Below are 26,045 nucleotides of genomic sequence, written 5' to 3' on the forward strand. Positions count from 1 at the left end.
ACGGCGCTTCGTGCGCGATCTGCGAAGCGGGAGCCGCCTCGCACCCGGCCCCTGCTCGTGCTTGTTGTCCTTGAGCAGGGGCCGGGTGCGTACGGACTGCGGGCCGGGAGCACCCTCGGGCCTTCACGCGTGGGTGATCATGCCGGTGATGAACCACACCGCCCAGATCACAGGAATGATCGCGACGTACGCCATCGGCCGCTGGTGGACGGGCTTCCCTTCCTGAACACGGGCGGCACCCGGCGCGGGCGGCCCTGACGCCGGCAGGGCGGCGAGCTTGCGGCTGGCGAGGAGGTTCCAGACCAGGGTGAAGGGGCTGAAGAAGACCAGGGAAAACGGGGACCACCATCCCTGCCACAGCGTCTTGGTCGTCAACTCGCGCACGACAGCGATTCCACAGGACCGGCAGAACGGGCCGTCGATCTTGTGGAATCGCATCATCAGCAGCAGTCCCTGGTGCGCCCGCACAGCGACAGCAGCGGCCGGCTGCGCGCCGCAGATGCGGCAGGCCGGGACGGCGGTCTGCCAGCCGGGATGGTGGGCGGGTGCTTGTGGCGCACCCTGACCGGCGTACGCGGGATCGAAGGGGCCGGGCTGTGCGGCTGGAGTGGTCACTGAGAGTTCTCCCGGGAGGATGCCAGAGGGGGTATGGGCGAAGGCGCTATTACGCAGGCTGGCCGATCGGTGCGCGAAAGGGCCTGTCGAGCCAGTTGCTGTCTTGTGTCGGCCACACGGTGACCGGCTCGACGAACAGATCGGTGGCGGGCTCGGTGAAGGGGGTGGAGCTCGGTCGCGGAGCGTGCAGAGTCATTTGGGGCCGCGGTGCGGCGGCGTGCGTGAAGCGTGGCTTCAGCGTCTCCGGCGGTGTGCGCGGAGCCGGGCGTTGCGGTCGTACGGTGCGGACGCCGCCGGTGGTGTTCCGATAGCGCGGCGGGGAGGCGGTCGTCATCAGCGTTGCCCGGTGAGCCGGCGCACCAGGGCGGCAAGGGCGGCACGGTCGCGGGGGGTGATCCGGATCAAAGCGTGGGCGATAGCGAAGCCCGTGCCGCCGGGGCGCCTGTCGCGGTCGGAGTGGAGCCAGGCGGAGACGGCGCTCGCGAGGTCGTGGCGGCTCTGCGCGGCAGGACCGCCGAGCCGGTGGACGGCGACGGCGGACTCGGTGTAGAGCGTGGCTCCAGTCGTGTGGTCATGGGCCATCAGGGCGAAGTACGCCTGCAGTTCGATGCCCATTGCCGCGTACGGGTGGTCGCGTCCGTACTGGGCGGCGAGGTGCTGAGTGGCACGGTAGGCGGCTTGCTGTGCCGCGCGCCATTGTCCGGCCCGCTGGGCTGCGCGCACGGTGTCCAGGAGATCGGTGTCCTCCGGAATGCCCTGGTTCCAGATCGGGTCGGAAACGTCGGCGGGCGGCGCCGGGTGGTGGTCGGGGTGGATCGTGCCGTCGGCTGCGACCTGGTGCTGCTCGACCCGGCCGTCGGGATGACCGACGCTGAGGCGGATCGGCCTGCTGTGCTGGGCGGCCGCGGCGCGCAGCGGGCTGCACACGCGCTCGATGAGAGCCTCCGGCGGCTCCGGGCCCGCACGCAGGAGGCCCTGGGCGTGGATCCCGCCGTCCGGGAGGACGATGATCGTTTCGTGGATGTCGGTGTTGAGCGGCCGGGCCAGGGGCACCGCAGTCTCCCTCGGTCGTAGTGAGTCGGGCAGAGCGGTCAGCGAGAATCGACCATGGAGTAGCGGTAGTCGAGGATCTCCGGCTTGCCCTGGAGGGGGAGGTGAACGACGGCCTCGCCCTGGAAGCTGTCGACCACGACCGCACGGGGTGTCTTGTTGTAGACGGACTCGGATTTGCCGGGGGTTATCTGCAGGGCCGAGTTCTTCACGAGGCTCTCTTCCTTGTGGGCCAACGGGGCGATCACCATGACGCCGCTGCCGGTGGTCAGGGTGTAGGTCTTCTCGTGGAGCGGCGTGATGGGGAAGAAGTTCACCGTGGCCTGGGCCCCGAGATCGTCGCCGCGCTCCTTGTGGGTCTTGAGGATGCTCTTGGCGTCCTCGTTGCTCAGCGACAGCTTCCTGCCGTCCTTCGTGCCACCGCTGGCGAAGAGGTCTTCGACGGCATCGGTGACCCCGCTGGGCGCAAGCTGGCCGACGGCGGTGTTCGCCTCCGCGGGGGTCGTCAGACCGTTTTGGGTCGTTGGGGCCGGGAGCGCCTTCCGGGGGAAGAGGGAGATGACCTTCTTCCAGGTGTCGCCGGTGTCGGCGGACTTCTCGAAGACCATGAGGGTGTGGTTCTTGCCGGTGGTGGTGGCCGCTGCCGCGAACCAGTCACCCTTGGGCGGGATGTAGAAGGAACGCCCTGTGAACTGGAACGGTTCGCCGAACTCCTTCTTCTCCTTCGCGCCGAGGGTGCTGAACTGCTCGTAGTCGGCCTTGCTGCGCGCGTACAGCTGCCCGGCCTCGACCGTGGACAGAAGGGTGGTGTCCCGGGACTTGTTCGCTCTGTTGTTGACCTCCTGGTAGTGGTCGAGGATCTTGTCTGCCTCGGTGCGGGTCACCACACCCTGGGGCGGCGCGCTGGTCGGTGGTGCGCTGCTGGGGCTGTCCTGGGCGGACTTCTCGCCACTGGCGCAGCCGCTGAGAGCCGAGGCCGTGACGCCGGCCAGCAGCAGCGCCGTGCCCAGGTGCCGGCGCTGTGCCGAGGGGGTGCGGGTCATGATCAGGTTCCTTCCGCTTTCGTGTCGCGCGGCATCTGCAGGCCGGGCGCGGTCCGGCTAGACGTGGTGGCGGTCCCGCCGTTCAGGCGGCCGTCGGCTCGGCCAGGGTCAGAGGCGTCGTTGGTTGGGCCTTGAGCAGCTGGCGCAGTTGGTGGCCGGACTGCCAGGCGAACTGGCGTACGGCCGACTCCAACCCGTCGTGATCTTGTGATCGGGTCATCTGCTCCTCGTGCTGGCGGTAGTGGTACGTCACGACCGGCAGCAGGGCTCCGGCGCTCAGTGCGGTCAGCGCTCCGACATAGAGGTAGTCCTCGCCCTGCGGCAGTCCGCCGTGGCCGGATGCGGCCTGCACGAGCCCACGGCGGGCGATCATCTGGGTCTGTCCGAGGGGGATGGTGTCCTGGGCGGTGGGCCAGTACGTCCACACCTCGCCCGCCGCGTGTGCACCGTGGGGAGTTGGGCATCGCCACACTCGGATCGAGCCGTCGCTGAATAGATCTGCCGACCAACCTGCGACCCAGCCCAGGTCGTGCTTGAGAGCGTGTCTGTGGCGCACGGCGAAGGCCTCGGCCGGAAAAATGTCATCGTCGTCGGCGTACTGAATCCAGTCGCCTTCGGCCAGGTTGAGGGCGAGGTTTCTGGCGCCGGCGGCGCCGACCTTGGGCAGGGCCAGGACCTTCACCCGCCGGTCGCGGGCCAGGGACGTCGGCACCAGGTCGGGGTCAGCTCCATCGAGCGCGAGGACAAGTTCCCACTCCACCGTCTGGGCCTGGAGACTCGCGTGGAAGAGCTCCAGGTAGGGAAGCCGGTTGGGCAGCAGGCGGGTGGGGGTGATGACGGTGATCTGCGGCAGGGTGCGGGGCACGGCGGTTCAGCTCCAGTTCGGGTGCGGGCGGGGGTGCTCGGGGGCCGTCAGATCACGTGCGAAGCGCACGTCCGGGGCGCTGCGACCAGGGGCCGATTACCTGGGAGGCGGGCAGCGCGATCAGGCGTACGCCGGCCGGTAGCGACGCCTGGTAGGCGGCGAGCTCCTCGGGGCTGGTCGGTGTCTTGGGGGCTTGGGCCGCGGCGGCCGAGAGCCGTGCGGGGCCTTCTGCGGTCCGGCCCGCGGGGGCGGTCCACCGAAGAACGAGCATGCCGTGGCCGTTGTCGGGCTGCCGTTCGGGCAGTCCGGGGTAGGTGCGGCAGGCCCATCTGTGACGGTCGTCGAGAATCGCCACGGGGAAGATCGCCCCGATGCCGTAGCAAGCTGCTTTCACTTCGAGGTGGCTCAACTCGGCTCTCCAGCGGGTTCGTTGGCGCGGGGTGTGCGGCCGGGAGTGGCCAGGTCGAATCGACTGATCGCGAAGCGGAAAAGGACGTAATAGATGACGGCGTAGACCGCGCCCACCACCAGCAGCAGGGCGGGCCTGGTGGAGATGGACCAGTTGAATCCCAGGTCGAGCAGACCGGCGGAGAAGACGAAACCCGCGTGTACACCGAAGAAGTTGGTGATGGCCAGGCTCAGGCCGGTCAGCACCGCATGGACGCAGTAGAGCCGGAACGCGGTGAACGCGAAGCTCAACTCCAAGGGCTCGGTGATTCCGAAGGCCGCCGACAGCAGAGCGCCGGAGAGCAGCAGGGAGCCGGTCGCCTTGCGGTCGCGGGGCGTGGAGTGCCACATGGCCAGAGCCGCGGCGGGCAGCCCGAAAATCGCCACCGGGAAGAACCCGGACATGAACAGGCCCGCCTGTGGATCATGGGCGAAGAAGCACGGGATATCTCCGGTGGTTCCGCCTCCGCACTGCCCGGCGACAAACCAGACCAGAGTATTGGGAATCTGGTGAAGCCCGATGGGGATCAGTGCACGGTTGACGAACCCGAACAGTCCCCCGCCCAGCACGGCGTTGGAGGAGATCGCCTCGGCGAAGCCGGTCAGGGCCTGGTCCACCCATGGGTAGACGAAGCCCAGCAGTGCGCCGCAGCCCAGTGCGCAGACCAGGATGACCGCGTACCCGACGAAGGCGGGCAGGCGACGCTGGTCGACCGCCCACCGCCATACGGCAACCGCGAGCAGTCCGGCGAGGATCCCGGTCAGCGCGCCGTAGGGCCACCGGGAGGGCGCCATGCCCGTCGTGCCGGCGTCCTCGTCCAGTGGCTGCCACACCAGCACGACGCGGGCCATCACCAGATAGCTGATGAGGGCGGCGAGGACGGGTCCTGCGGCATCGGCGACGGACCGGCCACGGGCGGTGCCCAGCGCGATGCCCGCGGCGAACAGCAAGGGCAGGAAGTCCAGTACCGCGCCGCCCGCCGCCGAGAGCATCGCCGCCACCCGATGCCAGGAGTCGAACCGGCCGATCAAGTCATCTTGCCCCAGGCGCAGCAGGAGACCGGCCGCGGGCATGGCGGCGATCGGCAGGGCCAGCCCCTGGCCCATGCGGCGCAGCCTTCCTGTGGCAGCGCCGGAGGCGGGCGAGCGGACCTCTTTGTCCAGAGGCCTGCTCGGTGCGGTCGCGGTTGGCACGCCGGTGAGCTCCTTCGTGTGGTGTGCGGGCGGGTGGGTCCTGTGGTGGCTCTAACGTGCCTGTGGGCCGGAGCTACGCGGCCGCGCGTAGGCGGTGCACGCCGTGGGCCAGCTCGCGGGCCAGGGCGAGGGCGGCGCGGGCGCCGCGGGGCCCTGGTGCGTTCTGGATGTGACGGATCAGGGCGGAGCCGACGATGATGCCGTCGGCGTACTGGGCGGCCTGGTGGGCCTGTTCGGTGTTCGACACCCCGATGCCCGCGCTGATGGGCAGGGAGGTGAGAGTGCGCAGCCGGGCCACGAAGGCGGGAAGGCCCGAGGCGAGGGGCCCGGTGTGTCCGGTGACCCCGGCGACGGCCGGGGCGTAGATCATGCCGCCCGCGGTGGTGCAGATCCGGGCGAGGCGTTCGTCGCTCGCGGAGGGTGCGACGACGGGCACGGTATACAGGCCGTGGTGGCGGGCGGCGGCGAGCCAGGGCCCGGCCTCTTCGAGGGGCAGGTCGGGGATGATCGCGCCGGCGGCGCCGGCTTCGGCCAGTTCGGCTGCGAAGCGCAGAGCGCCCCGGTGGGCGACGGGCTGCCAATACGTCATGACGAGTACGGCGGCCCGGGAGCTGGCGCGGATCTCGCGGATGGCGGTGAACAGGTGCGCCAGCCGGAATCCGGACGTCAGTGCCTGGCGGGTGGCCTGCGCGATCGTGGGGCCGTCCATCATCGGGTCGCTGAACGGCAGGCCGACCTCGACGACGTCGGCGTACTGGGCGAGGGCCTGCAGGGTGTGCAGGCTCTGCCCGAAGTCGGGGAACCCGACCGGGTAGTACACCGCGAGTGCGGCACGGTTCCCGGACCGGGTGGTCTGGAAGATCCGGTCGAGTGCGTGCGCTGCTGGTCCTGGTGTTTCCAAGGGAAGAGGCATGGCGTGGTCCGTTGCGTGTGTCGGGGACGGCGGGCGCGCGGCCCCGGTGACGGCGCCGGGTGACCGGCTCAGGTCGGTCATGACTGTGAGCTGGTCAGGCGCGGGTGACGACGATCTCCACGCGCCGGTTTTTGACGCGTCCGCTCTCGTCCTTGTTGTCGGCGATCGGGCTCTTCTCGCCGTATCCGGCGGCCTTGAAGTGGATCTTCGCCAGGCGTGGGTCCCCGGCCAGGACCTTGAGGACGGCTTCCGCCCGCTTCCGGGACAGGGTCAGTCCGTGCTCGGCGCTGCCGAGGTCGTCGGTGTAGCCGTTGACCAGGACCGGCTGGGCTGTCCCGGACTTGGCGATCTTCAAGGCGACGTCGCCCAGCCGGCTCTGGGCCTGTTCGGAGAGTTGGGCGCTGTCCTTGGCGAAGAGGACCTTCGACTGCAGTCCGTAGGTGACTTGCTTGTCCTGGTCCACGGTCCTCTCTGCGCCGTCCAGGCTCTCGACGCGCGAGACGATGTCGTAGTGGCGGGCCGGGATGTCCGCGGTGTTCTTCCGGTCGTCCGCGTGTGCGTACGAGGACGACATGAGGAGGACCGCGGGCAGGGCTGCGAGTACGGCGGTTCGGGTGCGCACCGGTCAGCCCTCCTGGATGGGCACGGTGACAACGCTGAGGGTGCCCAGGGCGAGGTCGACCTGCTTCACGTCGGTGGACGGTGCCTCGAACTGTGCGTAGAGCTGCCGGGTCTGGCCCTTGTCGATGGAGGCGGTGTGCTCGCTGCACAGGCAGCGGCCGTTCGTGTCGACCAGCGCCATGTAGCGCTTCTTGTGGGTCCGGTCGACGATCGAGGACCCGGCCAGCGTGTACACCTCGGTGCCGTCGCGCCAGTCGACCGTGAGGTAGTCCTTGTCGCTGCGGTTGGTGACGTCGAACTTCACCATCACCATGCCGTCCTTGCGCTGGACGCTGTGGACCTTTCCCTCGATGCCGTTGCCGCCCTTGAGCTGCGCGACAGCCGGGCCGTCGGCCTGCTGAGAGCCCTCGGCCGCGGGTGTAACCGGCACTTCGGGGCTGTTGGGTGAGGCGCTGGCCGGGCTGTCCTTCGCGGCTGCGGTGGCGTTGTTGCTGTCGCTGCCGGAGCAGGCGGCCACGCCGAGGAGCGCGGATCCGGCTATCAACGTGGCGACGACGGTCTGGCGGGTGCGGTTCATGAAGAGCCTTCAATCGGGTCATGGAGGGAGGGGCCCGGTGCCGGGGCAGGACGGCGCCCCGGCACCGGATGGACCTGTAGTGGGGTCAGGACACCGCGGCGGTGCCGGCCAGATTCCAGGCCGCGCCGTTCTTCCCGTCGTCGGAGATGTCGTAGTAGGCGGTGGCGTCCGCGCTCCAGTTCTTCTGCTTGGTCGTCACGTAGACCTCGCCGTAGCCGCTGGCTCCGGTCCGGTAGGTCTTCGAGCCGCTCTCGGAGTTGTTGATCTCCGTGCTGATCTCGCGCTGCTCGCAGATGCCGTAGCTGCAGTTCTTCTTCGTGGTCGAGCCGCTCTTCGCGTACATGAGGATCGAGAAGCCGTTGAATCGGTCGCCGCCCGTGTACCAGGAGGTTCCGTCCCAGGAGGCCTTGTTGAGCCAGGCCCTGTAGTGGCGGTAACCGCCGCTGCTGCCCGTGTACTTGGTGCATATGTTGAGGCTGACCTTCACGTCGGGCTTGCCTGGAAGGTTGAAGCTCTTGGTGCTGGTCTTGCACTGAGTGGTGGGCGCGGCCTGAGCCGGCGCGGCCAGGGCAATGGCGCCGCCCAGGGCGACGGTCGCGGCGACCGCGGAGGCGGCAACGGTGCGGGTAATGCGCATGGGTCGGTCTCTCTTTCGGTGGTGGTGCGGGCCGGGCGCGGGCGCGCGAGGTGTGCGGGTGGGACGTGCGCCGCTGTCGCGCGCCCGCGTCCGGCCGTGGCTGGCCGAGGCCTACTTCGGGATGGGCGGGGTGGGGGCCGGGTTGGTGCCGTAGGGGTTGGCGCAGCCGTAGGGCACGAATCCGCGGATCTTGGCGCCGTCGCTCTTGCGCGTGACCGTTCCGCGCGTGTACCAGGCCTTTTCGGTCTTCTTGTAGGCGAACTGGTCGTAGACGATCTTGTCGCCGCGGTACGCGATGCCGTTGGCGGTGGAGTTCTTCGTCGGGTTCTTGCGGACCTTCGCGGCCGAGCAGGAGATCTTTCCGGTGCTGGAGTCCGCGGCCTGGGCGGCCGGGGCGATGGCCACGCTGGTGCCGAGCAGGGCGGCACCGACGGCGCCGGCCGCTGCGAGGCGTCCGATGTGCTTCAGGGGGGTCATGTTGACCTTTCCTTCGGGTGTGGGTGGGGGGGAGGTCGTAGGCGGGGCGGCGGGCCTCGGGGGCGGGGCTGTGGGGTCATGGCATCTGCTTTGTTCGGGGTGCGGCTGGCGGGGTGAGGAAGGGGCGCAGGGTGACGGCGAGCAGCAGGGCGCAGGCCGCGGCTGCGGCGGGGACGAGCCAGGAGCCGTCGGCTGCTCCGGCCACCGCAGAGCCGATGGCGGTCCCGATGCCGAAACTGCTGACCAGCCAGCCGAAGGATTCGGTGGTGGTTCCGGGGGCGGCGAGGACGTCGATGCAGTGGTAGGCGGTGGTCAGCAGCGGCCCGAAGGCGATTCCGGGGAGCATCGCGGCGAACAGCAGCAGGAAGGGCGGTGCCTCGAACTGCAGGGGGAGCCAGGCGAGGGCGAACGCGGCTGCGGCGAAACTGAGTTGGGTGTGCAGGGGGGTGGTCAGGGCGTGTCGGCTCAGCAGGGCGTTGCCGGCGATGGCACCGAGGGACAGGGCGGCCGGGATGGCGCCGCTGAGCCAGGTCGTCCCGTGATGGTCGGCGGAGGCCAGGGCCGCGACGTTGAGTGCGCCGAGTGCGACACCTACCGCTGTCAGCGAGAGCAGCAGTAGGCGGAGGCCGGGCGGGCGCAGGGCCCCGGGGGTCCCGGCTGCCCAGAGGCCGGTGGGCTGCCAGGTCCGCGACGGTGCGGCGTGCGCGACCACCAGTGTCCCGGCGAGGCCCAGGAGTGCGGTGGCGGCCAGGGCGGCCCGCGGGCCCGCGAGCGCGGCGGTGACGGTGGCCAGCAGGGGGCCGGCCGCATAGACCAGTTCCTGGCTGCCGCTGTCGAGGGCGTAGGCGGCGCGCAGGTGCGCGGGGGTGGGGACGATGCGTGGCCACAGTGCTCGGAGCCCGGCCTCCAGGGGCGGTGAGGTCAGGCCGGCGGCGGCGGTGACGGTGGCGGCGAGAGGGAGGTTCGCGGTGCCGGTCAGTGCGAGGACGAGGAGCAGTGTGGTGCTGGCCAGGGCGCTGGAGATGAGGGGGCGAGTCTGTCCCATCCGGTCGGCGAGGCGGCCCAGGAGTGGCTGGCCGGCCGCGATGCCCGCGCCGTACAGGGCGGCCAGGGCAGCTCCACCGCTGTAGCCCAGGCCGTCGGCGCGGGCGGCGAGCAGTACTGCGACCGGGGCCATCCCGTGGGGAAGCCGTCCGATCAGAGTCGCGGCGAGCAGGCGGGAGCAGTGCGGGAGCCGAAGAACGGCCGACCAGGTCACAGGTACGGGCCTCGGCTTGGTGGCGGGTGCGCTCAGCATGCTGGTCACGGGCGGCCCGTCGGCATGGGCGAAGGCCGGTGCGTGTTCGGGGCGCTGGCCTGCGGGACACGGAACAACGAGGACTCCTGGACGGCGGACGGGCGGCGGGTGTGGGTGTGGGCCGGTGTCAGGCCGGTTGGTGCGGGGTGCTGCCGGGGTGTTCTGTGCCGGCCGGTTCCTCGCTGCGGAAGTGGCGTTCGTAGGCCCGGATGTGCGCGAGGTCCTCGGCGAAGAGGTGGTCGTGGCGAGCCATCCGGCGGATGACGATGAGCGGCACGGGCGAGCGGTTGACCGGGAAGGCCGGATTGCGTGCGGCCGGGGCCGGACAGCGCGGGTGGAACTGGCCGGCCATCAGGCCGCGCGCCATGACCTCGGTCTTGACCTGGGCGTGCGTGCGGTCGATCTCGTCCCAGTGCTCGGGAGCGAGGTCCTGGAGCACGACGACCAGGGAGTTCAGCTGGCGGCCCCGGGGCGGCCAGGGATGGTTCTCGAACTCCTGGAGCGCCGCGTCGAAGACGGATCGCAGCCAGGTGCGAGCGGCGTCGGGGGTGGTGAGTAAACGGTCCCGGGGTCGCGGGTCTCCGGCAGGGAGGGTGGTGGCGACCCGGATCTGGACGACTCCCTGGCGGCGGGCCGCGGTGACGTAGGGGCAGACGGCGCCGTCGCGGCCGAGCAGCGGGTGCGTGCGCGTGATGTAGCTGTCGAGCCAGGTGTTGATCACATTGCGCTGGGCGGTGTTCGGTGTGCTCAGGGGCATGGGCGGGTCTTCCTCCTGGGTTCCGGGCGGGCTGGTCAGGGCGTGCGCAGGTCGCGGCAGAGCTCGTCGATGGCCGTGCGCGTGACGTGGCCGACGGTGATCAGGTGGGCGGTGTCGCCCTCGCACGCGAGGTGCCACTTGCGGACGACCCACTCGGCGGGGCGTTCGAAGCAGACGGTGAGGGAGTCGGTGGTGCGTGTGGGCCGGACGCCGGCCTGGGTGAGCTGGTCGACGGCGTACTGGGCGGTTTCCAGGCAGCGCAGGATGTGGGCGCGCAGTCCGGTGTGGCCCTGACGGCGCAGCGCGGACCAGAGCAGCAGGGCGGCGAGGCCGCTGCGGGAGCAGCCCAGTGTCCGTGCGGAGGCCTTCGTGTACTCGCTCGCGATGGTCGGCTCGCCGACGAGGTCCTTGCGGGCGAGCACGACGCCGCAGGGCACGGGTGCGCCGATGATTTTGTGGCCGCTGATGGAGATCGAGTCGGCCCCGTGGGCGAAGTTCCACCGCGGAGCGGAGGGTGCGTGTGCGGCGATGGGTCCGCCGGAGGCGGCGTCGGCGTGGACATAGACGTCTCCGGCCGATCCGGCCCATTTGCGGAGCTCGGTGACGTCGTCGTAGGCGCCGCGCATGGTGGTGCCGATGGTGGCCACGATGATGGCGCCCGGGCCGCGGCCGCCGTACGGGCGTACGCGGCGGTGGAAGAAGGAGGCGACCTTCAGCGACTCGGGGTCCAGGGTGCCGTCCTCGTTGCTGGGCAGCGTGACCAGGGTGAGCCCAAGGAGGTCTGCGGCCTTGGCCACGCTGTAGTGCGCCTGGTCGGAGGCGTAGACGTGGGCATGGGGAAGATGGCGGCGCGCGGTGGCCAGGCCGAAGAGGATGCCCTCGGTCCCGCCGGTGGTGACGTAGCCGTAGATGTCGTCGGCATCGGCGCCGGCGGTTTGCGCCAGGAAGCGCACCACCGCTTGTTCGTGGGCCTTGGTGTGGACGTCGCTCGCGTCGCTGCTGGTCGGGTCGCCGACGTTGTTGATCAGGACGGACAGGGCCGGGCCGAGGTCAGCGAAGTCGAAGGCCAGGTTTCCGGGGAAGCCGAGGACGCGGGGGGCTTCCCTGCGCAGGGCGTCGGCGAGGTCCAGCAGCTGGGCGGTGTCCGCGGCCTGGTCTGCGGGAGCATCTCCGATGTGCAGCTCGGGCGCCTGCGGCACGGTGTCCGGTGCCGGGGGGTGGGTCCGGGGCGGTGGTGTCATGCGGGGCTCCCGTACAGGCCGAGGTTCTCGGCGGCTCGGATCACGTGGTGGTCCTGGTTGATGGCGCGGCTGTCGTCGGCGACCAGGAGGAGCCATCCGGCGATCTGGCCCGCGCGCACGGGGGCGCCGGCGTGCAGTTCGGTGGTGACGGCCACGGTCGGCAGGGTGGTGATGGTGCGCAGCAGGGCGGAGTCCAGGGCGCCGTCGTGCTGGGGCAGCAGCGCGACCTTCGTGACGTGGGCCTGCCGCTGCGGGCAGCTCTCGTAGCGTCGGCCGGTCGTCAGCAGCAGCGCGGTGTCGCGGATGGGGTCGTGGCCGGTGGCCCGGCGCAGCACGTCGGAGGCGAAGTCGGCGTGGGGGTCGGTGCGCAGTGACAGCAGGGCCGGTCCGCGGTCGGGGATGAAGGTGACCGTGGCGTGGGCGGGGCCGTAGCGCACCCCGAGGGCCGTGAGGGCGCGCATGGTGTAGAGGGCGAGGGCGCGGGCCAGCAGTCCTCGTCGGCTCAGCAGGTCGGCGCGGCACACCTGTTGGCCGGGGGTGCGGACCTCGGACCAGATCGAGCTGATGGTGTGGTCGGTGCTGCCGTCGGGGCCGGGCCCGGTCAGGGTGTGGATGCGGTACTGGGTGCCGGTGAGGTGTTCGCGCAGCACGAGCGGCTGGCTGCTGGAGCGCTGGAGTCGGTGCCAGGCGTGGGTGATGTCGTCAGCGGTGCGGCAGAAGTAGCCGGAGTGCTGGTGGGCGGGGTCCGGGTGCTGGAGGAGGAGTGCGTTCACCTGGGTGAAGGCGGCCCAGTTCAGGGCGTCGGACAGGCGTGTGGTGCGGATGCTGCGTGGGGCGGTGATGCCCGCGTCGAGGAGCGCGGCGCCGGTGAATCCGGTGTCGCGGCGGATTCCGGCGGTCTCGGGGGCGTTGCCGGGGAGGTGGAGGCGACCGGCGAGCCGGTCGGCGAGTTCGGCGCCGGCCGGTGATCCTGCGATGACGGCCTGGACGCCGAGGCTGGTGAGGTGGGCGGCGGTGCGTCGCAGGCCCCCGCGGTGGGTGACGTGCCGGAGGTAGCCGTCTGCGATCTGGTGGGCGGTGGGGGTGGTGACCGCCACTGAGGTCCAGCCGTGCCGGGCCAGCGCGGGCAGGTAGAGGTCGCCGGCGTCGGCCGGTGCGACGACGGCGGCCATGCCGCTTCGGTGCGCGGGCGGGGCCGCCGCGGGGGCGGGGGCGGCGAGGGCCATGGTGCGGTACTCCCGGAAGGTGATCGGGTGGGTCAGGCGACGCAGGCGTTGGTGGTGGCGTCGGGCTGGATGTGGATGCCGCTGCGCTGCTCGACCTGTTGCAGCCGGTGGTGGCAGATGTCGGGGCCGGGGCCGGTCACGACGGCGAGCGCCGTGCGGTCCAGGAGGGTGGCCCGCGGTGGTGCGGTGACGTGGCTGCCCGGTGCGGCTGTCCACTCGAAGCGGTCGAGCCAGGAGGCGAAGACGCCGGTGTGCACGGCCGTGACGTGACCGGTGACGTCGGGGAAGAGGAAGCGGATGGCGGCGCTCTGGCTGTGGCTGGGGACCAGCTCGGGGTCTGCGCCGACGGCCAGGTCGGCGGCGATCTGCGGCAGGTTGAGCCCGGTGGCCAGGAGGACCAGGTGCGGGATGAGGTCGCCGCCGAGCCGGGCGTTGAGCTCGACAATGCGCGGGCCTTCGCGGGTGAGGCGCATTTCTACGTGCATGACGCCGCTGGAGATGCCGGCGGCGGCCAGGGCCGCCTGGGCGACGTCACGGATCTGGGGGTCGGCCAGGAGGGGGTCGGTGGCGTCGACGAGGTGACCGGTCTCCTGGAAGAAGGGTTCGTCGCCGAGGTACTTGCGGGTGATTGCGGCGATGTGGACGGTGCCGTGGCCCAGGACCACGCACTCGACGCTGACCTCGGGGCCCTCCAGGTACTCCTCGATCAGCACGCCGGACGTGCCCGCGCGCTCCAGGCCGAACAGGCCTGCACCCCTGGCCGCCTGGAAGGCGCTGCGGACCTGGTCGGGAGTGTCTGCGCGCTGGACCCCGGCGCTGCCGGCCAGGGAGCGCGGCTTGAGGACGACCGGGCCGCCCAGCAGCACGGCGTATTCGACGGCGGTTTCCACGTCCGCCACGAGGTAGGAACGGGCGGAGGGGACACCGGCGGCAGCGAGCAGGGAGCGGCTGAGGTACTTGTCGCGGCAGGCTTCCACGGATGCCGGGGTGGTGCCGGGCAGCCCGAAGTGCTCCGCGACGCGGGCGGCGAGCACGACGTGGTTCTCCATGTAGGTGAGCACTCCGGCGACTTCGCGGTCGGCGGCGAGTGTCTCGACCGCCTCGGTGACGGCCTGTCCGTCCGTCAGATCGACGGTGCGGGAGAGGACGACGTGGTCCTCGGCCCAGGCGGGCGGCTTTTCATCCAGGAGTGCGACGGGGTGGCGGGCGGCGATGTGCTGCAGTCCGTATCCGCGCCAGGTGCGGCTGCCGGCGCCCAGGATGACGAGCAGTGGTGACCTGGGGGAGTGCGATGCGTTGGGCACGTGATGTCCTGACATGCGTGGGTGTGCGGGGGACGGCAGTGGCTGCTCGGCGCGAGGTGGCGGACGGGGCGGGTGTTCAGGCCTTGTTCCAGGCGCGCAGTACGTGCTGGTTGAGGCCGCAGTGCAGGGCGCCGAGGCGGCTGATCAGGTGCGGGTTGGGGTGCGTGAGGTAGACCGCGGAGGTGAGCGCGACGGGGAGCATCCCCAGGCGTGCCTTGTAGGCGTAGTTGCCGCGGCCGGTGTCCAGGACGTTCGCGCCGGTGGCTACGGCGTACTTGGCGATCTCGTACATCAGCCAGTCGTAGGTGTGCAGGGCCTCGGGGCGGGACTGGTCGACGGCCGTGGCCCACAGGTAGAGCGCCGAGCCGTAGCGGAAGCAGAGGAAGCCTCCGGCGAGGGTGCCGTCGCTGTGTTCGGCGAGCAGTGCGACGGCCCCGGGTACGCGGGTCAGCGGGGCGAGCATGTCGGTTCCGTACAGGGCGGGTCCGTGCAGTTCGCTGGTGGCGCGGGCCTGGGCGGCGAACTCCGGCAGGTGGGGCAGGAGGTCGGTGCCACGGGCGATCTTGAGGGTGAGGCCGGCTTCGGTGCCGCGGCGGTGCTGCTCGCGGAATTCACGCCCGATCTGGCTGGAGGGGAAGCTGGCGATGAACTCATCGACGGATCCCCCTACGCGGGCACGGTGCGCCCAGGACAGGACGACTTCGGCGTCGGGTGTGCGGGCTTCGCGCCACAGGGTGCGCTCGGCGGGCGGGACGTTCGCGATGACCAGGGCTTCGGTGCCGAGCTGACGGGCGAGTGCACGGCCGCGGTCAACGGCTTCGGCCAGGACCGGCACGGTCGCACCGGGCAGGCCGCCGTACTCGCTGTAGATCGACGGCCCGTACAGGACGTCGGCGTCGAAGGTGGGCTGCTTGACGCCGGCGTCTCCTTCCATGGCGCGCCACAGGGGGCTGTGGTTGATCTGGTAGAAGGACAGCCGGTGCTGACGCGGGCCGTCCTGGAGGAAGAGGTGGTGGCGGCCGCGGACCTGTTCGGTGCGTACCGACTGCCATACGGCGGCCCACTCGCGGCTGTGGAAAGGGGTGGCCGGGCGGCGCTCGGCGGGAAGCGCGGCCACCGAGGAGTGCCAGGAGCTGGTCACGGTGCGGACGTTGGGGCGCAGGGTCATCAAGGTCATGGGTGGGTCTCCGGTTCGGCGGTCAGGACGCGGCGGGCGCCGGAATGCTGCGGGCGGTGAGGTTCGGACGGCGGTGGGTGAGCCCGACGAGGGGCAGGCACAGGAGGGCCCCCAGCGCACCGACCGTGAGCGTGCTGAGCGCGGCAAGGCCGCCGCCGCCCGAGGTCAGACAGGCCGCCGCGAGGACCGGGGCGATGATCACTCCGAGGGCGAGGCTCGTTCCCCAGATCCCGGCGTACAGGCCGCGGGCGTCGAGCGGAGAGATCTTGGTGACGATGTCGTTGGCGGCGATGAAGAAGACGATCTCGCCGGGGACGGCTGCCGCGACGGCGATGCTGTAGCCGAGCGTGGTGTCGGCGAGTCCGGCGCCGCCCATGCCGGCCCCCAGCAGGAGAGCACCGAGGGCCAGGAGTCCGACGGTGGGTTGCGGGCCGTTGCAACGGCGGCGCAGCCAGGGGTTGAGGAGCGGGGTGAGCGCCACGACGGCGCCGGCGTTGGCGACCTGCGACCACCCGTAGGCGTCCGCGGACAGCCCGTCGTTCTCCATCAGCATGGGCAGCGCGGTGAACATCCCGGCGGCGCAGGTCAGGCCGGCGACACTGGCGGCCCAGAGCAGCCACAGCCGTCCATCGCGTATCGCGGAACCGAGCGGGGTGCGTGTGGCCGGCCCCTTGGTGCGTGCTGACTTGGGAGCGTCGCTGTCCAGGTAGCGGCGGGCGATGAGCGCGCAGCCGGCGCAGGCGGCGGCGTTGAAGTAGAACAGGGCCGTGAAGCCGAGCAGACCGGCCAGGAGGCCGCCTGCGGCTCCGGTGATGGCCGCGCCGATGTTCACCGCACCGTGACGCCAGCCGTTGACGGCAGCCCGCTGACCGTCGTCGGTGATGAGATCGGCGATCCCCGCGGAGACGACGGGCCGGGGAGCGTCGTAGAGGATGCCGGCGATCATCGCCCCCGCGCACACCGCCCAGAACGCCTGTGCCTGCGCCATCAGAGGAAGGCAGACGGCGGAGGCGAGCATGGCGATGACGAGGGTGCGACGGCGGCCGAGGCGATCGGCCGCCCATCCGGTGATCAGCTGGCCGATGAGCCAGCCGACCCCGAACACGGCGAGGGCCTGGCCGACGCTCTGGGTGGTGTAGCCCAGGTGCTTGAGGTGATAGCTGAGGAACGGATAAGCGAATCCGAAGGCGCGCGCTATCAAGGTGGTGAACAGCAGCGCCCAGATCGCGGGCGGAAACCGGCCTGGTGAAGCCTGTGGTGCGGTGGTGGTGGGGGCGGGCGCGGTGGTGGCTGACACAGACGCTCCAGGGAAGGCGGATGCGAGACGTTCCTGGTGGGGCGGCCGGCGTCAGCTGGTTCGGGCGCCGGACGGGGGTTGGTGGGGGCGTCGCCATGGGCGGGCGACGCCCCCACTGAGCAGCCGGCCCCGCGCCCGTGCCGGAGGGCACGGGGGATCGCCCCCGGGGGATGGAAGCGAGGGGGCCTGGCTGCGCCTGGTGCCGGCCGGGCGCGAAGAGCGTGCTCAGGCCGGGGAGTTGGGCGTCTCTACACGGCTGGGGAGGCGCTGAAGTGCGTGTTGCGGTAGCCCTTGCCGTCGCGGTTCCAGTCCAGCTGGATGTAGCCGTCGGCGAGGTAGCGGCCCGAGCCGGCCTTGTACTTGATCGTCCCGGTCGTGTAGCTCCCGTTGCCGGCCGTGTTGCCGTGCTCGAGCTTGTACTCGATCCCGGTGTAGTTCGCCGACTTCACGACGGGGTCGGTGCCGGAGGCCGACTTCTTGGTCTGGAGGTGAAAGCGGGCGCCGTCGAGGGTGTCGACCATGTTGACGTACGAGACGGGCCCCTCGAAGTCGACCCTGGCGTAGGTGTAGATGTACCCGCCGGAACGCTTGGCACAGAGCTTGACGTCGAAGTTGTAGTTGTCCGCCCACGGCCCGGAGTAGGCCGGGTTGTCGACGGAGGCGCTGCTGGTCTTGCAGTGGTAGCTCGCAGCGGAGGCCGTGGTGGCGGTGGCGAGCGTGGCGCCGGTGACAGCGGCGGTGGCGAGCAGGGTGACGGCGGTGCGCTTGAGCGCGGGCATGTGGGTCCTCCGGAGGAAACGGTTGGGTCGGCGGGCCGGGCCGGTCAGCCGCCCAGCTGGTAGAGGCCGTCGCTGCGCACCCAGCCGCGGGTGCCCTTGGCGATCCCGGACTTCGAGCGCTTGGAAAGCTCGGTGTAGTCCCAGTTGCCGCGGCTGCACAGCAACTTGACGGTGTCTCCGCGGTAGAGGAGGCCGCGGCTGACGTAGCCGGAGGACGAGGGCCCGGTGCGCAGGTTCCAGCCGTTCTTCGACACCGTGCCGGACTCGCCGTGGGACCAGTTCACGGTGCACTTGCTGTTCTCGCCGACTGCGTGTGCGGCCGGTGCGGTGACCACCGCGAGACCGGCGGTCGCGGACAGGGCGACGGCGGCGGAGGCGATCAGCCGGGCGGGAGTACGGGCAAGAAGCTTCAAGGGGTGTCCTTCGTCAGGAGGGCGGCAACGGTGCGGACGCGAGGGGCGGGAGAGCGCCCGTCAGTCGAGCTGCATGGGCACGCAGTCGCTGAGGTACTTCGAGGCGATCCAGCCGGTGGAGCCCTTGGCGAGACCGCTGCGCGACTTCTGGCCGAGCTGCAGCTTGATCCAGCCGCTCTTCGTGGCGATCTTCTTGCCCCAGTCGTGCTTGTAGAGCGAGCCCTTGGACGCGTATCCGGTCGACGGGCCTGTTCTGAAATTCACGCCGTTCGCCTGGTAGACCTCGTAGTAGACGCGCGCCTTGCACGGCATCTGGGCCGCGCTGGCTGCCGGGGCCGTGGTCACGGCGACACCGGCCGTCACGGAGAGCGCGAGTGCTGCGGAGGCGGCCAGGCGGGCGGGGGCTCGTAGCTGCATGAGTGTCCTTACGGGAGCTGGAGTGAGCAGGAAGCCGCCGACGGGGTGCGAGGGCGCCCCGTGGCGCGGAGGATGAGCGGCTGTTCGGCCAGCGGCGGGTGCACGAGTGGCGTGCGCGGTCGCGGGGCGGCCGTGGCACGGTCGGGGCTCGGTGCGGGCATGGGCCGGTGCGCAGCTGCGGTGGAAGCAGTGGCCACTGCGAGGAGTGCGCGCCGGGCACAGGCGTGGGCGCTGAGCGACGGACGTCAGGTGCTGCGCGCGGCAGGAGCGGCTGCTGGGAGGCCGCCTCACTCCTGCCGCGCGGCATTCGCTCAGGGGAAGCAGATCTTCCCCGGGCGGAGGCCAGTCACGGATCTGGTAATCCGTGAGCGGCTCGGACGCGCCGTCGGGCGTCGGCGGGAGCTACCCGCCGAGCTCGGCTGCGCCGAGTTCCTGGATGCGGCCTCGCTCCGCTCGGGAGCGTCGGCCGCCATGCGCCGTCACGGCGATGCGCGGTGCCGGCTGGTTGTACGTGTGCCTGGTGATCATGCTGTCCGCCCCGCTGGCTCGGGGGGCCTTGGTGCCAGGAGAGGCCGGAGGCCGCGCTGTTGCAGCGGGGCGCGCTGGTCTATCCTGGGCTCCGCCGGCGTGCGGAAACACGCCGGTGGAAGGCCCCAGTAGTTCCTCAGATCTGCTGGTGGTGACTCTGCTGAGAGTCGTTTTGCACAGGCCCGGTACAAGGGCCTGGTCATGCACTGGCGAGTGCGGGTGTTGGGTGGGTGGCGACAACCACTCCCCCGACCCCCGCCTCCTGGTGCTCACGGCGGTCTCTCCGCCGCGCGCACCGCGCCTGCTCGCCGCAGACGCCGTCGCTCCCCGTTCTCCGAGCCCGCTGCCCGACGGCACTGCCCCGTGTGCGGGGCGGCTGCCTGGTATGCGGTGTCTCGCCTGCTCGACCTCGGCGAGCGGGGTCTGGCTGGGCTTGCACTGGCAACACTAGGCATATGCAGATAGCACCACCATTAAGCACATGCACCATCTGACCAGTACGACCTATAGGTTGTGCACCATGAGCGGCGGTCGTGGTCATAAGGTGCACAATCCCCAGCGGTGACAAAGCGGGACTGCACAATGGTCCAACCATTGGCGGAAAAACGTTCCTGGACAGCCATGCCGTCAGATCCCCCCAACCTCCGCGATTTACAGGAAAGTTGACGTTGCGGACATTGCTGGCGCGGGGCACACGCGGCCTGGCTTCCCGCTGCTCCGGCCCGGTGCACGTGCGAGCACAGCGAAGTGGCGGAATCACAGCCCGCTACGCGCCCAACGACGAAAGCCCTGTTCCTCGTCGCGCCGGAACAGGGCTTTCAGCAGGGAAAGTTGGGCCTGCGCGGGCCTACGGCGTTCTCGGGGCCCAGCCGCGCGCCCGGCGGGTACATTGCCCATCCGGCCGGAGCGGTCCGCGTACACCCACGCTGCCGGACTCCGCTCCCGCGCAGCTCCGATTCGCCGGAGGGGTGCGCTTCGGCTCCCGAGTGACCGTGTCGCGTACGCCAACTGGTGCCGGTTCGCGGTCGAGTTCGCGCCAGAAGCCTGCACCGTCTGGTCGCCTTCCGCCTGGGCAGGCTGGAGAGGGCCGCCGAGTCGGGCGGATCCAGCGCGCACCGGCGGGTGCTTCGGTGATGCGGCCGCCGCAGCCCGGCTCAGGCGGCCGCGCACAGCACGCGACCGCCGTCCGTGATGTTGGGCTCGCCCGTGATGATGCGCAGGGCGAACTGCAGGTCGCGCATGCCGCTCAGGGACGAGAGGTCGCGGGACGTGTGGACTTCCAGCGCCCTGATGTGGGAACGGACTGTGACCTCGGAAAACCCGAGCGCGCGGGCGGTCGGTTCAAGGTGCGCGTCGAAGGTGAGCCAGGCCGTTGCCGTGGTGAGCAGGTCCCGGCGGTCGTCGCGGGCAGGGCGCAGCAGGGTGTCGGCCCAGGCGTGGATCTGCGGAGCATCGAGCAGCGTCCTGAGCGTGGGCGCCTCGCCAAGGCGGACGGCGGGGAGCTCGGACAGCTCCCGGTGGGTGACGAGCTCGAGCGCAAGACCGACGGCTATGCGGTCGCCGATGACCGTGAAGTCCATGCCGAGCAGTTCTGCGGCCCGCGCCACTCGGCGGGTCACGGTGTTGCGGTGCAGTGCGAGGCGGCGAGCGGCCACCGTATAGGGGTAGGCGAGGGCGGTGGGCAGAGTCTCGCGAAGCTGTTCCCACTGTGCGTCGTCTTGCATGAGCGGCCCGAGAAGGTGACGGGCCCAGCGCTGCGCTTCGTGCTGTGAGAGCAGGCCGACCAGGTCCGTGTCCTGGGCGGACAGGGCAACGTAGTCGGGCTGGTAAAGGGCGAAACGCTGTGCGGTGCCCGCCTCGTGCAGGGCCTCGGCGAGCAGCGACATGGAGTAGACGCCGCTGCCGCCCAGCGAGGAGACCGGGCCGGGGGCGGCGACCAGGCGGACCAGCTCGACGGCGACGCTTTCTTCGGACTCGCCCGGACGGACCGGCTGGATGATGAGGATCCGGCTGGTTTCCCGCGGATCGGCGATCACCAGGGCGTGGCCGGCGGTGGCCGTCTCGCAGTACCGCACGGCAACGGCCCGGCGGGCAGGCTCGGTCTCGACGACGAAGAGCCGGGCGGTGTCGGGCTCAAGCAGCCCGGGCGCCAGATTCGCCATCACCCTGCGCGCCTTGTCCACCTCGCCGTCCAGAAGCAGTTCGACCGCCGCGGTGCGGACCGCGTGGGAGGCCTCGGCGGCGACACGGTACTCGCGGCGCGCCTGGTCGACGAGGCCAAGGAGCTTGGCGGCGTGCCGCAGCAGGCGCAGGTCGGATTCCTCGAAAGGGGTACGGCGGGCGACAGCCAGGAAGGTGTCGGCACCGGCGGAGGGTGCCAGGGAGATCAGCTGGGTGTGGGGGCTGGAGGGGTTCTCGGAGATGCCGCTCTCCACCGACTGGCGGACGATCGCCTGTACCAGGTGCTCGGCGGCGGTGGGAGGCGAGGCGGCCAGGACCCGTTCCGGCTCGCTGACCAGTACCTGCACGTCGAGTGCGCGGGCGAGCCAGTCCGCGATGCGCTGCATGGCCTTGGGGTCGGCGAGCTGCGCGGGCATCTGCTGGACGAGGGCGTTGAATTGGGCGGCCCGGCGTTCGGCGGCCACGAGCCGGCGCTTCTGGATGCTGGCGTGCAAATCTGCCCACGGCGCCACGGGTGCGTGGGTGATCAGCAGCGGAATGTCGATCTGGTCGGACATGTCCCGGATCGACTGCGGGAAGGGCTGGTGCACTCCCTGCGCGACGCAGACGACGAGGCCGGTGCACTCGTCGAGAGCCATCTGCTGCAGGAGTCCTTCCATGGCGACCGCGATGCGGCCGCGGATCCGGAAGGGCATCTGGCCGGTGACCATGACCATGGCGCCTGCGGGGAGGGTGCGCGGCGGACCGCTCTCCAGCAGCGCTTCAAGGGGAAGAATGGTCACTCCGCTGAGCTTCTTCGCGTGGTGGGGTGCACTGTTCCGCGGCCAAGCGAACGTGAGTTCGAGTTCAGGCTGGTCGGTGGGCACCGAGCCAAGGGTCGGCATGTGCTCTCCTCGTTGCGGGCCCGAAGCTCCGGGCCGGTTCTGGCGAGACTGTGAAGTGGTGGGGATCCTTCGGTTGCGGCTGCCAGGGGCGGGAGCCCGGCACTGTCTGTCCGCGGGAGGATTAGAGGCCCACGTCCGCTCCACCGCCGACGGGGATGGCCGCACCGGTGCTGCGTGAGAGGGCGAGCGAGCCGACGGCTGCGGCGACGCCCCCCGGGCCGGCGCTGCGGCCGGGCGGGGCGTGCTCGACGAGAGCGTCGCTCCTACCCCCGGACGGCCTCGGTCCCCCGCGCATCAAGGACTCGCTTTGAGTGACTCCGGCGGCCGGGGTGGAGGTATCGACGCGACCGCGGGGCTCCTCGCCCCCTGTGAAAGCCCGGCCTGCCGGGATGGTGTCCCCCGCGTCGCGGTGCGCGATGACTACAGAACGGCGCATGGTGTTCCCCTTCCCCGTGCCCGAGGCACTCCTCCAGTCCGCGCGCGAACCCGGTGGCCTCAGCAGATGTTGCTCGAACTAGTGCACGCGCCGCATTTCAGCCAGCCACTCGTGGGGCCGTGTGCCGGACGCGTCTGGGGAGAGGGTTTCCACAGGCCCTACCGGCCCGACAGCAAGGGAGGTTCGCGATGGCTCGTGTGATGCTGCCACCGCTTCCGCAGCAGCGTTCGCTCCCCGTGTGTGCAGCCATGTGGTCGCGGCTCCCCTTGCCCGTTCACGGCGGATTTGATCCGCCTTACCGATCTCGTTCTCTGACCCGACAGCCACCAGGTCCGGCGTGCCACGTGTCGTCAGCCGGTGGCGCGCCGTGTCAGCGCGTCACCGACGTTGACGCCCCGTGGACCGGAGTGGACAGTTCGGCCACGGACAGCGATCATGCTGCACACGAGAGATCATGTCAACAATTGTTAGTATTGTGGTCCACGCAACGCCGATGGGCCTACAAAAGCTGGGCTTCGTCGTGTGAAGTGCTGTCGGCGGGGTTAAGGTGCTGACGCCAAGATCACGGCATTTTCGAGCAACGAAGCAGGAGACCGCCCGTCCATGGAAACGTCCGGCGCCACTGGCGGGGTGAACGATGTTGCCGACAAGGTAGCCACGCTCAAGGACCAAATCGAGCAGCTGGGCATGACGGTCGACGAGCTCATCGACTTCCCGGAAGTGGCCAAGCGGGCCGCGCTCCCCGAGAGCGTCATCCGCCGTCTCTTCGCCGGCGAGGTCGTCCCGTCCGAAGAGATCAATCTGCCCTTCTCCGATCGTCTTCAGCACCTCATGCCGACCAAGCTGCGCGAGGACGGCAAGCGCTACACCCAGGGACAGATCGCCGAGTACGTCGGCGTGACCGTGGCCACCATCCAGAACCTGTTGCGAGGCACGCGCAAACCCGGTCTCGATGTGGCGAGCAAGCTCGAGACGTTCTTCGACGTTCCGGCGGGGCGGCTCTCCCGTGACGGCAGTGACGCCCTGGTCAGTGCGCTTGACCGCACGGTTGAGGGTGTCATGTTGATGGCCGAGCTCAAGGGGATCGAGCTCACCAATCTGTCCCTGCGCGGTGGCAGCCCGCTGGTCGGCGACGACGCCTTGGCGAAGGCCGTCCGCAGTGCTCTCGATGAAGCGGACGCCCAGCGGCGCGCGGCGCCCTCGGAGATCCTCGAGGCCCGCGAGATCGGCGAGGAACTGCGGAAGATCCCCGAGGAAGAACGCACGTCCTTCAAGGACATGGTGATGCACTCGGCCAGGATGTGGCGCCGGCGCCGCAACTGACCGCTGCCGGCCGGACAGTCCTCTGTGCGCGCGGCGCGCGGACCCGCCGTCTGCCCTGCCTCCGGGGACGCCGACCAGCCCTATGCGCGAACGCGGCGCGCGGCCCTGTACTGGGACGCCAAGATCTTCAAGACGGCGGGCATCGGCGCCTCCGCTCCCCCGTCGACCAGGTTGCCGCCCTTGTTGCGGACCGCGGACAGCTTCAGGTTCTGCAGCTGCCACAGCGCGGTGACGAAGGGGCGCACCGCGGGCGCGACGAGCTGCGGAAGCCGGGCGGCGGCGTTCAGCTGATCCTGCGCCAGGTCCGCCTGCTCGTGCGCGAGCGCTGTGAGCGAGCGCCGTACGGCGTCATTCGCACCGGGGGCGAGGTCGGCGACGGTGAGCTGGTGGCGCGCCAGGTCCTGGTGGGGAATGCCGATCACGCCGCCGGCCGCGTCCTCGGCCAGGTCGTCAAGGAAGTCGACGCGCTGCATGGACTCGATCAGTGCGCGGCAGGCCGCTTCGAAGGATTCCCGATCGCCGCCGGTGTGCGTGGGGGTCATGAAGCCCGCCATGAGCATGAAGGCGGGCAGGGAGTAGCCGTCCACGTAGCTCTGCAGGTCCTGCTCTGCCGCGAAGCCGGTGTAGTCGACTTCGAGGTGCGCGCCCCTGAGGAAGGTGTCGATGCGCCCGCGCAGGCCGGGGTGGTGTTGCACGGCGTCCGCGAGCGTCCGGAGCGTCGCGATGGCGCTGGGGTGGGGGCTGTCGGTGGCCGCGACAGTGGCTGCGGTCCATTCCGTCAGGGCGTGTTTGCGGTCGCTGACGGCGCCGGTGTCGATGCGCTCGTCGGTGGAGTGCATGAAGGCGACCGCGGCGATGACCGGAGGGTGCAGCGCCGCGGGCAGCAGGAGGCGGACGGCCAGGTACTCCTTCTTGGCGAACTCCTTCACGAGGGCCCGCTGTTGGGTGTAGTCGTCGCACAGGTCGGGCCGGTGGATGCCGGCTGCGCGCAGGGTGTTCTTCCAGGTGGGCATGGTGGATTCCTAGGTGGTGCGGGCTGCGAGCGTGCGCGCGGTGCGCAGCAGGATGCGGGGGTGGGTCAGGGCACGGGGGTGCCGGCGCATGTGCAGGACGTCCATGAAGGTGCGATTGACCTCTGCGTCCGTGATGGAGGCTTCAGCGACCCGGTCGGCGGCCCAGCGTACGACGGGGTAGCCGAGCGGGTAGGGGCCGGTGACGTGCGGCTGCGCGAGATCGGCGGTGGTGGACAGCTGCCAGGCGGCGTTGACCACGGTGTTGGCGCGGCGGAAGTAGCCGGTCGCCGGATGGTGGGGGCTCGTGCCGGAGCGCAGGTAGCGGTCGAGGGCCGCTGCCTGGAGGGCGCCGAGGGTGAGTCCCTGCCCGTAGATGGGGTTGACCGACACGAGTGCGTCGCCGAGCACGGCGAGGCCGCCGGGGAGTCGGGGCACGTCCTGGTAGTGGCGGCGTCGGCTGTCGCGGACATGGAAGGTGGTGGGTTCGCCGTCCATGGCGCACAGGTCGGCGACCTGCTGGATGGGGGCCACGCAGCGGCGCATGCGGGTGAGGAAGGCGGAGGGGCTGCCGGTGGGCCGGTAGCCGGTGTAACCGGCCAGGACAACGTTCCACCGGTCGTTCTCGACGGCGGTGAGGGCCCCGGGCTCGCAGACCGACGGCAGGTAGTTGCTGGCGGGTCCGGGAGTTGAGTGCGCGACGACGGTGTCGGGCAGTTCGTGTCCGCGGTGGAAGCGGGCGGTGGCGTAGCCGAGATCTATCTGCATGCGCTCGACCCGTGGTGCCGGCCATCCTTCCTTCTCCAGCCACCGGCCCAGCCGGCTGGAGCGTCCCATCGCATCCACGGTGAAGTCGGCGGGCAGTGCGTCGCGGTGGCCCTCGGCCGTGACGTAGGAGACGGTGTCCACGCGGCCGGCGTGCACGCGCATCCCGGTCGACCGGTGCGGCAGGACCGTGATCCGGGGCAGGCCAAGGACGCGGCGGCGTATGTGGTCTTCGAGGAAGGTGCGGGTGGCGCCGATCATGCGTATGCCGGGGACGGGGGGCTTGAGTCTGCCGTCGGTGTAGAACTGGATCTGCTCTCCGCTGCCCAGGTGCGCGCCGGCCTCGACCATCTCGTCAATAAGGGCGGGGAAGAGGCGCTCCAGCTGTTCGTGGCCCATGGCCAGCAGGGCGTGCAGCTGATCGCGGTGCGGTGCGCCGGAGCGGGTGGTGGGTGCCCGTTCGTGGTCGGGTTCGAGAATGGTGACTTCCTCGGCGAAGTCGTGGAGGACCCGGGCTGCGAGCAGCCCTGCGAATGATCCTCCGAGTACGACGGCCCGGCGCACGGGTGTC

General features: G+C 70.6%; 27 protein-coding genes. 1 reads left to right on the top strand and 26 read right to left on the bottom strand.

The features are described 5' to 3' along the window. Positions 1-123 precede the first annotated feature (123 nt). From ACIREO_RS22435 to ACIREO_RS22550, 24 genes are all read right to left on the bottom strand, one after another. The gene (locus tag ACIREO_RS22435) at positions 124-615 is read right to left on the bottom strand and encodes a hypothetical protein (protein WP_404113019.1); all 492 of its coding nucleotides are present in this window, start codon (positions 613-615) and stop codon (positions 124-126) included. A 333-nt stretch (positions 616-948) separates the two neighbouring features. Beyond that, positions 949-1,668 (bottom strand): hypothetical protein, encoded by a 720-nt coding sequence (locus ACIREO_RS22440; protein ID WP_404113021.1) that lies wholly within the window; start codon positions 1,666-1,668, stop codon positions 949-951. Positions 1,669-1,706: 38 nt separating this feature from the next. After that, a complete protein-coding gene (locus ACIREO_RS22445) occupies positions 1,707-2,708 on the bottom strand; it encodes a hypothetical protein (protein WP_404113023.1) in 1,002 nt (333 codons plus the stop codon). A gap of 82 nt (positions 2,709-2,790) precedes the next feature. After that, a complete protein-coding gene (locus tag ACIREO_RS22450) occupies positions 2,791-3,573 on the bottom strand; it encodes a glycosyltransferase family 2 protein (RefSeq protein ID WP_404113025.1) in 783 nt (260 codons plus the stop codon). Between the two features lie 52 nt (positions 3,574-3,625). After that, on the bottom strand, positions 3,626-3,982 hold the full coding sequence (locus tag ACIREO_RS22455) for a hypothetical protein (protein ID WP_404113027.1): 357 nt from the start codon (positions 3,980-3,982) through the stop codon (positions 3,626-3,628). Continuing rightward, positions 3,979-5,214, bottom strand: a complete 1,236-nt coding sequence (locus ACIREO_RS22460; protein ID WP_404113029.1) for a PTS transporter subunit EIIC — start codon at positions 5,212-5,214, stop codon at positions 3,979-3,981. The genes ACIREO_RS22455 and ACIREO_RS22460 overlap by 4 nt, the downstream gene beginning before the upstream one ends. Before the next feature lie 73 nt (positions 5,215-5,287). Continuing rightward, positions 5,288-6,127 (bottom strand): tryptophan synthase subunit alpha, encoded by an 840-nt coding sequence (gene trpA / locus ACIREO_RS22465; RefSeq protein WP_404113031.1) that lies wholly within the window; start codon positions 6,125-6,127, stop codon positions 5,288-5,290. Positions 6,128-6,221: 94 nt separating this feature from the next. After that, positions 6,222-6,749 (bottom strand): OmpA family protein, encoded by a 528-nt coding sequence (locus tag ACIREO_RS22470; protein ID WP_404113033.1) that lies wholly within the window; start codon positions 6,747-6,749, stop codon positions 6,222-6,224. Between the two features lie 3 nt (positions 6,750-6,752). Continuing rightward, positions 6,753-7,325, bottom strand: a complete 573-nt coding sequence (locus tag ACIREO_RS22475) for a hypothetical protein (protein ID WP_404113035.1) — start codon at positions 7,323-7,325, stop codon at positions 6,753-6,755. 85 nt (positions 7,326-7,410) lie between these two features. Then, positions 7,411-7,962 (bottom strand): hypothetical protein, encoded by a 552-nt coding sequence (locus ACIREO_RS22480; RefSeq protein WP_404113037.1) that lies wholly within the window; start codon positions 7,960-7,962, stop codon positions 7,411-7,413. A 111-nt stretch (positions 7,963-8,073) separates the two neighbouring features. Continuing rightward, the gene (locus tag ACIREO_RS22485; protein WP_404113039.1) at positions 8,074-8,439 is read right to left on the bottom strand and encodes a hypothetical protein; all 366 of its coding nucleotides are present in this window, start codon (positions 8,437-8,439) and stop codon (positions 8,074-8,076) included. A 76-nt stretch (positions 8,440-8,515) separates the two neighbouring features. Next, the gene (locus ACIREO_RS22490; protein WP_404113541.1) at positions 8,516-9,736 is read right to left on the bottom strand and encodes an MFS transporter; all 1,221 of its coding nucleotides are present in this window, start codon (positions 9,734-9,736) and stop codon (positions 8,516-8,518) included. Positions 9,737-9,863: 127 nt separating this feature from the next. Next, positions 9,864-10,493 carry a DUF6875 domain-containing protein gene (locus ACIREO_RS22495; protein WP_404113041.1) on the bottom strand — a complete coding sequence of 210 codons (630 nt, stop codon included), beginning with the start codon at positions 10,491-10,493 and terminating at the stop codon, positions 9,864-9,866. A gap of 35 nt (positions 10,494-10,528) precedes the next feature. Beyond that, positions 10,529-11,734: a histidine decarboxylase gene (locus tag ACIREO_RS22500; protein ID WP_404113043.1), complete on the bottom strand. Its 1,206-nt coding sequence runs from the start codon at positions 11,732-11,734 to the stop codon at positions 10,529-10,531. Then, positions 11,731-12,960 (bottom strand): glutathione synthetase, encoded by a 1,230-nt coding sequence (locus ACIREO_RS22505; protein ID WP_404113045.1) that lies wholly within the window; start codon positions 12,958-12,960, stop codon positions 11,731-11,733. Before ACIREO_RS22505 ends, ACIREO_RS22500 begins: the two co-directional genes overlap by 4 nt. Before the next feature lie 32 nt (positions 12,961-12,992). After that, on the bottom strand, positions 12,993-14,264 hold the full coding sequence (locus ACIREO_RS22510) for an acetyl-CoA carboxylase biotin carboxylase subunit family protein (RefSeq protein WP_404113047.1): 1,272 nt from the start codon (positions 14,262-14,264) through the stop codon (positions 12,993-12,995). A gap of 76 nt (positions 14,265-14,340) precedes the next feature. After that, the gene (locus ACIREO_RS22515) at positions 14,341-15,441 is read right to left on the bottom strand and encodes a GNAT family N-acetyltransferase (protein WP_404113049.1); all 1,101 of its coding nucleotides are present in this window, start codon (positions 15,439-15,441) and stop codon (positions 14,341-14,343) included. Between the two features lie 22 nt (positions 15,442-15,463). After that, positions 15,464-16,738 carry an MFS transporter gene (locus ACIREO_RS22520; RefSeq protein ID WP_404113051.1) on the bottom strand — a complete coding sequence of 425 codons (1,275 nt, stop codon included), beginning with the start codon at positions 16,736-16,738 and terminating at the stop codon, positions 15,464-15,466. Between the two features lie 248 nt (positions 16,739-16,986). Continuing rightward, the gene (locus ACIREO_RS22525; RefSeq protein WP_404113053.1) at positions 16,987-17,517 is read right to left on the bottom strand and encodes a hypothetical protein; all 531 of its coding nucleotides are present in this window, start codon (positions 17,515-17,517) and stop codon (positions 16,987-16,989) included. A 44-nt stretch (positions 17,518-17,561) separates the two neighbouring features. Further along, on the bottom strand, positions 17,562-17,930 hold the full coding sequence (locus tag ACIREO_RS22530; protein WP_404113055.1) for an SH3 domain-containing protein: 369 nt from the start codon (positions 17,928-17,930) through the stop codon (positions 17,562-17,564). 60 nt (positions 17,931-17,990) lie between these two features. Further along, complete coding sequence (locus tag ACIREO_RS22535; protein ID WP_404113057.1) at positions 17,991-18,347, bottom strand: SH3 domain-containing protein; 357 nt, start codon at positions 18,345-18,347, stop codon at positions 17,991-17,993. A 402-nt stretch (positions 18,348-18,749) separates the two neighbouring features. Next, on the bottom strand, positions 18,750-18,875 hold the full coding sequence (locus ACIREO_RS22540) for a hypothetical protein (protein ID WP_404113059.1): 126 nt from the start codon (positions 18,873-18,875) through the stop codon (positions 18,750-18,752). 1,154 nt (positions 18,876-20,029) lie between these two features. Continuing rightward, positions 20,030-21,940 (bottom strand): PucR family transcriptional regulator, encoded by a 1,911-nt coding sequence (locus ACIREO_RS22545; RefSeq protein ID WP_404113061.1) that lies wholly within the window; start codon positions 21,938-21,940, stop codon positions 20,030-20,032. 121 nt (positions 21,941-22,061) lie between these two features. Beyond that, the gene (locus ACIREO_RS22550) at positions 22,062-22,376 is read right to left on the bottom strand and encodes a hypothetical protein (protein ID WP_404113063.1); all 315 of its coding nucleotides are present in this window, start codon (positions 22,374-22,376) and stop codon (positions 22,062-22,064) included. A gap of 603 nt (positions 22,377-22,979) precedes the next feature. Here ACIREO_RS22550 and ACIREO_RS22555 point away from each other — a divergent pair. Continuing rightward, entirely contained in the window at positions 22,980-23,699 is a 720-nt protein-coding gene (locus ACIREO_RS22555) for a helix-turn-helix domain-containing protein (RefSeq protein WP_404113065.1), read from the top strand. Between the two features lie 80 nt (positions 23,700-23,779). Here ACIREO_RS22555 and ACIREO_RS22560 read toward each other — a convergent pair whose 3' ends face one another. Next, a complete protein-coding gene (locus tag ACIREO_RS22560) occupies positions 23,780-24,712 on the bottom strand; it encodes a squalene/phytoene synthase family protein (protein WP_404113067.1) in 933 nt (310 codons plus the stop codon). Positions 24,713-24,721: 9 nt separating this feature from the next. Next, positions 24,722-26,038 (bottom strand): FAD-dependent oxidoreductase, encoded by a 1,317-nt coding sequence (locus ACIREO_RS22565; RefSeq protein ID WP_404113069.1) that lies wholly within the window; start codon positions 26,036-26,038, stop codon positions 24,722-24,724. Positions 26,039-26,045 lie beyond the last annotated feature (7 nt).

Source organism: Streptomyces sp. NPDC102441 (genome assembly GCF_044765585.1).
GTDB lineage: Bacteria > Actinomycetota > Actinomycetes > Streptomycetales > Streptomycetaceae > Streptomyces.

Coding starts and splice junctions, on each gene's coding strand:
- ACIREO_RS22445 (WP_404113023.1), bottom strand. CDS start 2,708: ATGACCCGCACCCCCTCGGCACAGCGCCGGCACCTGGGCACGGCGCTG.
- trpA (WP_404113031.1), bottom strand. CDS start 6,127: ATGCCTCTTCCCTTGGAAACACCAGGACCAGCAGCGCACGCACTCGAC.
- ACIREO_RS22475 (WP_404113035.1), bottom strand. CDS start 7,325: ATGAACCGCACCCGCCAGACCGTCGTCGCCACGTTGATAGCCGGATCC.
- ACIREO_RS22480 (WP_404113037.1), bottom strand. CDS start 7,962: ATGCGCATTACCCGCACCGTTGCCGCCTCCGCGGTCGCCGCGACCGTC.
- ACIREO_RS22485 (WP_404113039.1), bottom strand. CDS start 8,439: ATGACCCCCCTGAAGCACATCGGACGCCTCGCAGCGGCCGGCGCCGTC.
- ACIREO_RS22490 (WP_404113541.1), bottom strand. CDS start 9,736: ATGCTGAGCGCACCCGCCACCAAGCCGAGGCCCGTACCTGTGACCTGG.
- ACIREO_RS22495 (WP_404113041.1), bottom strand. CDS start 10,493: ATGCCCCTGAGCACACCGAACACCGCCCAGCGCAATGTGATCAACACC.
- ACIREO_RS22500 (WP_404113043.1), bottom strand. CDS start 11,734: ATGACACCACCGCCCCGGACCCACCCCCCGGCACCGGACACCGTGCCG.
- ACIREO_RS22505 (WP_404113045.1), bottom strand. CDS start 12,960: ATGGCCCTCGCCGCCCCCGCCCCCGCGGCGGCCCCGCCCGCGCACCGA.
- ACIREO_RS22515 (WP_404113049.1), bottom strand. CDS start 15,441: ATGACCTTGATGACCCTGCGCCCCAACGTCCGCACCGTGACCAGCTCC.
- ACIREO_RS22525 (WP_404113053.1), bottom strand. CDS start 17,517: ATGCCCGCGCTCAAGCGCACCGCCGTCACCCTGCTCGCCACCGCCGCT.
- ACIREO_RS22535 (WP_404113057.1), bottom strand. CDS start 18,347: ATGCAGCTACGAGCCCCCGCCCGCCTGGCCGCCTCCGCAGCACTCGCG.
- ACIREO_RS22540 (WP_404113059.1), bottom strand. CDS start 18,875: ATGATCACCAGGCACACGTACAACCAGCCGGCACCGCGCATCGCCGTG.
- ACIREO_RS22545 (WP_404113061.1), bottom strand. CDS start 21,940: ATGCCGACCCTTGGCTCGGTGCCCACCGACCAGCCTGAACTCGAACTC.
- ACIREO_RS22550 (WP_404113063.1), bottom strand. CDS start 22,376: ATGCGCCGTTCTGTAGTCATCGCGCACCGCGACGCGGGGGACACCATC.
- ACIREO_RS22555 (WP_404113065.1), top strand. CDS start 22,980: ATGGAAACGTCCGGCGCCACTGGCGGGGTGAACGATGTTGCCGACAAG.
- ACIREO_RS22560 (WP_404113067.1), bottom strand. CDS start 24,712: ATGCCCACCTGGAAGAACACCCTGCGCGCAGCCGGCATCCACCGGCCC.